This is a genomic window from Burkholderia sp. Se-20378 (assembly GCF_017104665.1).
Taxonomy (GTDB): Bacteria; Pseudomonadota; Gammaproteobacteria; order Burkholderiales; family Burkholderiaceae; genus Burkholderia; species Burkholderia lata.
Genome location: NZ_JAAGPG010000368.1, coordinates 1 through 8,468, shown reverse-complemented (window position 1 = coordinate 8,468; position 8,468 = coordinate 1). Strand labels below are relative to the sequence as shown.

Sequence of the window (8,468 nt, the reverse complement as noted above, 5' to 3'; positions counted from 1 at the left end):
CAGCGCTTCGCGTCGGTCCGCACGCGCCGGGTCTCCGCGTGACGCCACAGCATCATCGCAGCCGCGACACACAGCATCGCGATCGCCAGCACCCACACCATTGCGCTATACATTGAAGCCCCCGCCACCGCGGCCGAACCCGCCGCCGCCGAAGCCCCCGCCAAACCCGCCATCGCCGAATCCGCCGCTCGTCAGCGTCTGGCGGAAGCGCGCAAGCTTCGGCGAATGCGGATGAATGCCCAGCGTTTCCCAGTGGTCGACTTCCTCGCCTTCCGCCGTCACGCGCGCTTCGTAACGGTAAAGCTCCTGCGTCGCGATGATGTTGTCGGACAGCCCGGTTACTTCGGTGATCGACAGGATCCGCCGCCGCCCGTTCGACAGGCGCCCGATCTGCACGATGAAGTCGATCGCATTCGCGATCTGCCGGCGCAGGCTCGATTCGGTGCCCTGGAAGCCGGCAAAGCCGGCCAGCATCTCGAGACGGTACAGGCACTCGCGCGGCGAACTCGCGTGCACGGTGCCCATCGAGCCGTCGTGACCGGTGTTCATCGCCTGCAGCATCTCCAGCACTTCGCCGCCGCGCACTTCGCCGACGATGATCCGGTCCGGGCGCATCCGCAGCGTATTGCGCAACAGGTCGCGAATCGACACGACGCCGGTGCCGTCGAACCCGCCCGGCCGGCTCTCCAGCCGCACGACGTGCGGGTGGTTCAGCGACAGCTCCGCCGTATCCTCGATCGTCACGACCCGCTCGATCTCCGGAATGTGGAACGCGAGCGCGTTGAGCAGCGACGTCTTGCCGGAACTCGTGCCGCCCGACACGAGAATGTTGCAGCGCGCCTCGACGGCCGCCTGGAGCAGCGTGTTGATCTCCTCGTTGAACGTCCCGTTGCCGAGCAGATCGGACGGCTTCAGCGGATCCTTGCGGAATTTCCGGATCGATACGACCGGGCCGTCGATCGACAGCGGCTCGATCACGACGTTCACGCGGCCACCGTCGGGCAGCCGAGCGTCGACCATCGGATTCGACTCGTCGAGGCGGCGACCGATCGGCGCGAGGATCCGGCGCACGATCCGCAACAGGTGCGCGTTGTCGGTAAAGCGCACCGGCAGCCTTGCGAGGATCCCGTGACGCGACACGTACACGTCGTTGTAGCCGTTGATCAGGATGTCCTCGACGGCCGGGTCCGCGAGCAGGTCCTCGATCGGCCCGAAGCCCGCGAGCTCCTTCGTCAGCGCCTCGGCGATCGCTCGCACCTCGTTCTCGTTGAGCGGAATGCGGCGCAGGCGCACGAAGCTGTCGATCTCGAGATCGACGAACTGGTTGATCGCCTGTCGGGACCATCGGCCGAACTCGGCGCCCAGTTCTTCGATGCGCGTCAGCAGATGTTCATGCGCGGCATTCTTGATGTCGTGGAATTGCTGCGTCTGGGAGAACGGCGCTGCGCCGTCGGCGAATTGAATGTCGTGTGCCATCGCTTACGACCGCTTGGACGAGGGTTGAATGAAGCGCTTCAGCGCAGACAGGCCGGATGCCGGTCGCGTGGCGGTCGACCTGACCGACACGCCTGGCAGCCGCGCGGCAAGCGACTCGAGCGCGCGCACATACGGGTCGCGCTCCGCCATGTCGACAATGAGCCGACCCTGGTTCGCGGCATGGCCGATCGCGACGCGTCGCGACGGCAGCGTACCGACCAGCGACAGCCCGAGACGCTCGGCGATCTGCGCGGGCGTCAGGTCGAGTGCCGGGTCGTACTGGTTGACGACGAGCCGCACACGATCGGGCTCGACGCCTGCGTCGCGCAACTCGGTCAGGAGATCGGCTGCCGACACGATCGACGCGACGCCTTGATCGCAGACGAGCCACGCTTCGTCGGCCGAATTCGTAATCTGGGCGACGAACTCGTGGTTGGAAAAGCCGCCGAGATCGACAATCTGCTGATCGAAGAATGCGCGAAAACGGTTCAGCAAACCGGCGCACGATGCGTACGACACGTCGCGCAATCCGCCGAGATCGGCCGGCAGCGTCGTCAAGGCGACACCGCTCTCATGCCGCGTCAACGCGGTATTCACAAAGGTCCGGTCGATGCGGCGCAGATTGTGAACCGCATCGATGAAATGGAATTCGCAGCGGGTATTCAGGAACAGTGCGCCATCGCCTGCCGGCAACCCCAGGTCGACGAGTGCGGTCTGGCGACCGGCCGGCGTACCGCCATTCGGCACGCCGCCCGCCTCCGGGCTTGCCGCGCGCTTCTGCAGCCACACGGAAAGATTCGCTGCGAGCGTGCTCACGCCCATGCCCGCTCGGGCGCCGAGCAACGCGACGAGCTTGCCATGGCGGCTCGCCGGCTCGCCGACGTTCGCAAGCAGCCCGCGCGTCGTGCGCAACGCATCTTCCACCGGGGCCGACACGTCGATGAAATCGCGTACGCCGGCGCGCAGCGCGGCAAGCGTGCTCTCCGGTTGCGCGAGCGAACCGAGCGCGACGATCGGCAGCCCCGGGTGCGTCGCGCGAACCGCTGCGGCGGCAATGCTCGCGGCGGGACTGCCATCCGAGAAGTCGATGAAGACGAGCGCCGGATTGAGGCCCGTGATGCGCTGTGCCAGCACACCTGGCTCCAGCGACGCAGCCTCGACCGCGCCGGCCGACACGAGCGTATCGGCCAGCCAGCGGACATGCGCCTCCTGTTGCGATGCGCAAACGAAATAATCGGTCACGGCGGGTTCACACAATGATTGGATTCGCGCGTTCATGTCGAACACCCCCGATTACGCATGGTGTGCAGGTGCATCGCAACACGCGATGCTTCGCACTCATTTCGAAAATCCCGGTGCGGCGTCAGGCGATGCCGCGCCACCCAGATACGACTGCCAGACCGGCCCGTTGCGCTGTTCGGACAGCTCACCCGGCGTCGCAGGCAGCACTGCTCCCTTCGCGATCGGCGCGACGAGATGCGGCGTGACGATGATCAGCAGCTCTTTGTCATTCTGCTGATAGTTCATGTTCTTGAAGAATGTCCCGATGATCGGGAGGTCACCGAGCAACGGCACCTTGCTCACGTTCGACATCGTCTGGCGATCGATCAGCCCGCCGATCACGAAGCTCTCGCCATCGCCGAGTTCGACGGTCGTATCCGCCCGGCGGGTCGTGATGCCCGGCACGGCGACACCGCTGATCGTCACGCTGTTCACGAAGTCGAGCTGGCTGGACTCGGGCGCAACCTTCAGTGCGATCCGCTGCGGGCTCAGCACCGTCGGCGTCAGCGAGAGACCGACACCGTACTGCTTCCACTGGATCGCGGTCGAGCCAAGCCCTTGCGGCGACGGCACCGGAATCTCGCCGCCCGCGAGGAAGCTGGCGCTCTGTCCGGACAGGGCGACGAGCGTCGGCTCCGCGAGCACGCGTGCGAGATTGTTCGCCTCCAGCAGCGACAGATCGGCGAAGATGCCGCGCCCGGCTGCGTTCACCACCAGGTTGAAGGCCGACGCGACGGGCGCACCGAGCGTCGGAACGTACCCGCCGGTACCGGGGCCCGATCCGCCGTTATAGGACTGCACGCCACCCGGCGAGAACGAGCCGAACGAAAATCCGTTGCTTTGCTTGAAGAAGTTGAAGCCGACCTGCTTGAGCACCGAGCGGCTGAATTCGACGACGCGCACATCGACCTGCACGACGTTCTTGCCGGCGATCGTCGAGCGATCGATCACGACACCTTTCGCGCTCATGTTCTTGCCCACCGCGACGGCACGGTCGTGTGCATCGAGCGATGTCGACGATCCCCGCAGCACCGCCGTTCCGCCATACGCATTCACGCGCGGCGTGGAGCCGTCGAGCACTGCATGTGCGGACGCATCGACGACTTCGACATTCCACACGGTCGGCTCGTCGCGGCCGCGCTCCCACAGCATCACGTTCGTCGCACCCGGCGCCTTCGCGGTCAGCAGCACCGATCCGGAACGGCTGCCTTTCATGATCAGCACGTCGGCGACCGCCGGATCGCCAACCGCAACGCGCTGCAACGCGCGGCCAGCCGAAATTTGCCGTTGTGCGCCAACGGCGAGTTCGATCGTCTCGCTCGCGTTGACGAACGATGCGAAGGTCATGGCCCAGATAGCAATCGCGAATGCAATCAGTGTGTTTTTCATTGTTCGTTGAACCGTCTCTCGGCCTTTTTACTTGTCGTCGCTGATATCGATGACCGTCGATGCCTTTCAGTAAGCAACCGTTTCCGACCGGCCGCCGCGAATCACCTCGATACCGCCGCCACCCCCGCTCGGCCGCACCGCCGGCGGCAGGTGCGACGGCAACGGCGGCACGGTCACGTTGGCCACCGCATTGCGCTGCGTGCCGGACAATTGCTGCAACGACACGCCGGCTGCGGCGAGCGCCGACGGTGACAGCTTGTTGTCGGTGCGCACCGCAACCGTCTGCATGGCAAGCTCGTCGTCGCGCGGGTTGCGCAATGCGAGGGTCAACCGGCCGCTCGCCTCACCGAGCGTCAGCGCGTCGACCTGCGCAGTCGGCACCGCCAGTACTGCGATGCGCACATTCGACGGCTGGCCGTTGTTGCCGTTCGTGTTGCTGCCGCTGTCGCGTTCGGGTGTCGCATCGCCGAACGACAGCACACGCACCTTCGACAACAGCAGTCGAGCCTGCGTCTGCGAGATTTCCCCGTCGAGCATCGTCGAACCGCTCTCGCGCTTGAGATTCAGGAACACGTCGACGAAATTGCCGGGACGCAGCCGGTTGCCGACAGCATTGGTCTCGTCTACGTGAACCGCGATCGCGCGCTCGCCCGGCTGCACGTCCTCGGCGAGGCCCGACACCAATGCGCCCGAAACGACCGGCGACGAAGCCGGGATGTCTCGCGTCGGCACTCGGCCGACGAGTTCGCCCGGATTGTTGAACGCACCGGTCGGCATCGGCGCGGTCGCCTGAACCTTCAGCGCGTCGGCGGTAATCGGCTGGCCTGCCGGCAACGCCCGCGCGGCGATCACGACCGGCACCGGATTGACCGCCGCGATCTGCTGCGCCGGCGCGGGAGCCGGCGAACTGCGCCCGAGCATCCATGCATAGATTCCGAGCAGCACAGCAATCGCAATCAGTAGCCCCGCGATGATCTTGGTTAGGTTGTTGGCCATGTTTTTGTATGGATGCCGGAATAAAAATCCGAGTAAGTTTTACTTGCTGCTCGATTCATGTGCTCGCGGACCCATCGCGTCACGATGACCACCTCATAGGATCGACTGCGGAATCTGCACGACTGCCGTCCCCGTCAACGGTTGGGTGATGATGGCTCCCAGGAACGGCATGGTCGTGACCCACGCTTCCGGCGAGTAGCTCACCGTGACCGTCAGGCAATAGAGCGACGGCGGATTCGTCGTGTCGTAACTGCACTGCGGCGCCGCGACCTGCGGCGGGCTGATGTTCAGCCAGCCCAGGACATTCTGCGCGGCAGTCGTCGCGTTCGTCACTCGCGCGGCCAGGGTCGGCGCGTAGTTCAAACCTGCGCGCGCGCCTTCGCTGGCCGCCAGCGTCAGGCTTTGCTGAATGAGGAAAATCATCCCGAAACTGAGGATCGCGTAGAAGATCATGAAGAACAGCGGAAAAACGATCGCGAATTCGACCGCCGTCGCCCCGCGCTGCCGCCGGCGCCCCTGCAGCTGCCCCAGTCGCTTCATCGCATGCCCCCCGTTGCAATCAGATACACGAGCCACGCCGCCGCCGGTATCGCCAGACATGCCGCATACGGCGTCGCCCGATATTTGCCAAGCGCGAGTGCAGGCTCGCCGCGGCGCCACAGCGCGCCCGGCGATGTCCGCGACAACACGATCAGCGCAACGGCGTGAAGACCGGCGGCAAGGCTCGCGACAACCCAGAGCCAGAGCAGCGCGTGTGCACCGCACCACACACCGAGTACGGCAAATGTCTTTACGTCTGCCGCGCCCATCAGTCGCAGCATGAAAAAGGGGAAAAGACCGGCCAGCCCGACCAGCATGCCGAACATGGACTGATACAGCGAGATTCCAAATGGATTCGCGTTGAAAATTGCCGCGCCAAATCCAGCGATCAAACCCGCCAGGACGAGCGAATTCGAAACGCGCCGAAATCGGATATCACTGGCCGCGACAATCGTCACCCAGGCCAGGAATGTCCCGCTGAAAATAAGATCTGCCATCGCGCAACTGTCCGCCGCAAATGTCGGCGCGAGCAGATTGCCGAGACAATCAGCTCGCTACCGAACCAAAACGACTTTCACGAAGTGAAGCAGTCGTTCCAATTATTTACGGAAGGTCAGCCCCAGATGGTAGCGGCCGAACATGCGGCAGCCGTACGTGTAGTCACGCAAGTGCCGAGATTGGTGAACATGGTCCCGAGGCTGCCACCGATCGACGTCACCCCGGCGACGATCGCAACAGCAATCAGACCCGCAATCAGACCGTACTCGATCGCGGTAACCCCGTCTTCTTCCCGAAGGAAGCGAATCATCATTGCTTTCATTTTATTCCTCGTGCCTGTATTTACGTTCTTTGGCCTTTTATACGTATACGTCCCCGCATATCTGGCCGTTGCCCCGTTCTGTTCGCCACATCTGCTGCAACGACAATCGGGTGCGCTTTCTTTATAGATTGCCCCGAGGGGCATGGCTCATCATTTGATGCAAGTTAACATTCGCGATAGTGACCCTCCTCGAACGTTGTGTACCGAACCGTACATTTCCTTACATCTGCTCCGGATTCTATATCCGATCCCATTTAACTTCCAACCTCTTTTAACGACTTGGACGGAAAAAAATGGCCAGGAGCACAACGTATTTGTACGGCGTTTCGGTACGACTTACACATAGGATTTACGATAGGTTAGATGTGCACACCTAATCCACCAGTAAAACCATTGCCTCGTCCACCAAGCCTGCTCGGGCCCCACGTTACGCCGCACGCGTAACGCCAATGTTGTGACGTTACGTTACGAAACGCTCGAAACCGTTCTCATTTGTCTGCGCTTAAACAGATTCAACAATCTTTCAATTTCCATAACTTCCTTTTCTGACAAGGAATTGCCTCGTTTAAAACCTGTTGTCGAACCGTCGAGCATCGAAATGGCACGACAGTTGCAGAGTAGTCCTCGCACCACTCAACACAACGCAGTTCACAACACATTTTTAATGCGAGGACAAAATGGACATTAAGGTTATCCCCCATGGCGTGTTCCGGACGACTCTGATCGCGGCCACCGTTGCAGCCATGCTTTCCCTCTCCGCGTGCGGCGGTTCCGGTTCCATCAGCCAGGGGCTCGGCGGCGGCTCGAGTTCGGGCGGCGGCGACACGATCTCCACGTCGGGCACGAGCGGTACCTCGGGCACCAGCGGTACCTCCGGCACGAGCGGCACGTCCGGCACCAGCGGAACCTCGGGCACCAGCGGTACGTCCGGCACCAGCGGAACCTCGGGTACGAGCGGCACCAGCGGTACGTCGGGCACGAGCGGCACCTCCGGCACCTCGGGTGTGTCGTCGAACCCAGTGGGAACTGTCCTCGCAAGCAGCAGCAACATCATCACGGGTGTCGGCGGCACCGTCTCGGGTCTGGGCTCCGTCATCGGCAGCCAGTCGCTGCCGGGCGTCAACCCGGCCACCACGCAAGCCGCAGGCGGCGTCGTGCAAAGCGTCGGCGGCGCGGTGACGGCACTTGGCAACGGCCTCGGCAACGGGCTCGGCCAGCTCGGCGCGACGAAGGATCCGCTCGGCACCACGCTCGCCAGCACGGGCGGCGTGGTCAACCAACTCGGCGGCGCCGTCACGCAGACGGGCAACCTGGTCTCCAGCCTCGGCAGTGGCCCGCTGACACCGCTCTCGCCGGTCACGGGCGCCCTCGGCGGTCTCGTATCGACGATCGGCGGTGCAGTCTCGAACGGCGGCACCACCCTCACCAACGCACTGTCGACCGGCCCGATCCAGCAAGTCACGCAGACGGTCAGCTCGGCCATCACGCCGATCACGACGATGGTCGGCCAGACGACCCAGACGATCGGTACGGCGACCGGCCTCGGCGCCCCCGTCAACACGCTGCTCGGCACGGTCGGCAACGGCCTGAACCAGGCTGGCGCCCTGCTCGCGTCGGCGGGCGGCAACCCGGTCACGACCGGCCTTGGCAACACGGTCTCGTCGACGGGCAACACCGTGAAGGCCGTCGGCGGCCTGCTCACGGGCGGCACCGGCGGCGTGACCAACCCGCTCGCACCGCTCACGGGTCTCCTCACGACGGTCACGGGTACGCTCGGCGGCGCAACGGGTGGCGCCAGCAGCCCGCTCGCTCCGGTTACCGGCCTCGTCTCGACGGTCACCGGTGCGCTTGGCGGTGCAGCGGGTGGCGGCAGCGGGCCGCTCGCTCCGGTCACCGGCCTCCTCACCACCGTTACCGGCGCGCTCAGCGGTGCAGCAGGTGGCGGCAGCGGCCCGCTCGCTCCGGT

Annotated in this window: 8 protein-coding genes and 1 pseudogene; 1 reads left to right on the top strand and 8 read right to left on the bottom strand. The window is 64.3% G+C overall.

Translation table 11 applies throughout. From position 1 onward, the window contains the following. The 8 genes and pseudogenes from G3N93_RS41755 to G3N93_RS28350 all read right to left on the bottom strand — a co-directional run. Positions 1 to 113 (bottom strand): annotated as a pseudogene (locus G3N93_RS41755) (pilus assembly protein); the annotation flags it as partial. After that, entirely contained in the window at positions 106 to 1,476 is a 1,371-nt protein-coding gene (locus G3N93_RS28380; protein ID WP_174934406.1) for a CpaF family protein, read from the bottom strand. The pseudogene G3N93_RS41755 and the gene G3N93_RS28380, both read right to left, overlap by 8 nt. A 3-nt stretch (positions 1,477 to 1,479) precedes the next feature. Next, complete coding sequence (locus tag G3N93_RS28375; protein WP_206134449.1) at positions 1,480 to 2,754, bottom strand: fimbrial protein; 1,275 nt, start codon at positions 2,752 to 2,754, stop codon at positions 1,480 to 1,482. A gap of 60 nt (positions 2,755 to 2,814) precedes the next feature. Beyond that, a complete protein-coding gene (locus tag G3N93_RS28370) occupies positions 2,815 to 4,146 on the bottom strand; it encodes a type II and III secretion system protein family protein (protein WP_206123236.1) in 1,332 nt (443 codons plus the stop codon). Positions 4,147 to 4,212: 66 nt separating this feature from the next. Beyond that, entirely contained in the window at positions 4,213 to 5,142 is a 930-nt protein-coding gene (gene cpaB / locus G3N93_RS28365) for a Flp pilus assembly protein CpaB (RefSeq protein ID WP_206134448.1), read from the bottom strand. A 93-nt stretch (positions 5,143 to 5,235) separates the two neighbouring features. Further along, a complete protein-coding gene (locus G3N93_RS28360; protein WP_174935221.1) occupies positions 5,236 to 5,682 on the bottom strand; it encodes a TadE/TadG family type IV pilus assembly protein in 447 nt (148 codons plus the stop codon). Then, positions 5,679 to 6,179, bottom strand: a complete 501-nt coding sequence (locus G3N93_RS28355; RefSeq protein WP_174934414.1) for a prepilin peptidase — start codon at positions 6,177 to 6,179, stop codon at positions 5,679 to 5,681. The genes G3N93_RS28360 and G3N93_RS28355 overlap by 4 nt, the downstream gene beginning before the upstream one ends. Before the next feature lie 116 nt (positions 6,180 to 6,295). Continuing rightward, a complete protein-coding gene (locus G3N93_RS28350) occupies positions 6,296 to 6,502 on the bottom strand; it encodes a Flp family type IVb pilin (RefSeq protein ID WP_174934415.1) in 207 nt (68 codons plus the stop codon). Positions 6,503 to 7,179: 677 nt separating this feature from the next. On the opposite strand from G3N93_RS28350, the gene G3N93_RS28345 reads away from it, so the two are divergent. Continuing rightward, the coding region (locus G3N93_RS28345; RefSeq protein ID WP_206134447.1) for a collagen-like triple helix repeat-containing protein at positions 7,180 to 8,468 on the top strand (1,289 nt) is incomplete at its 3' end.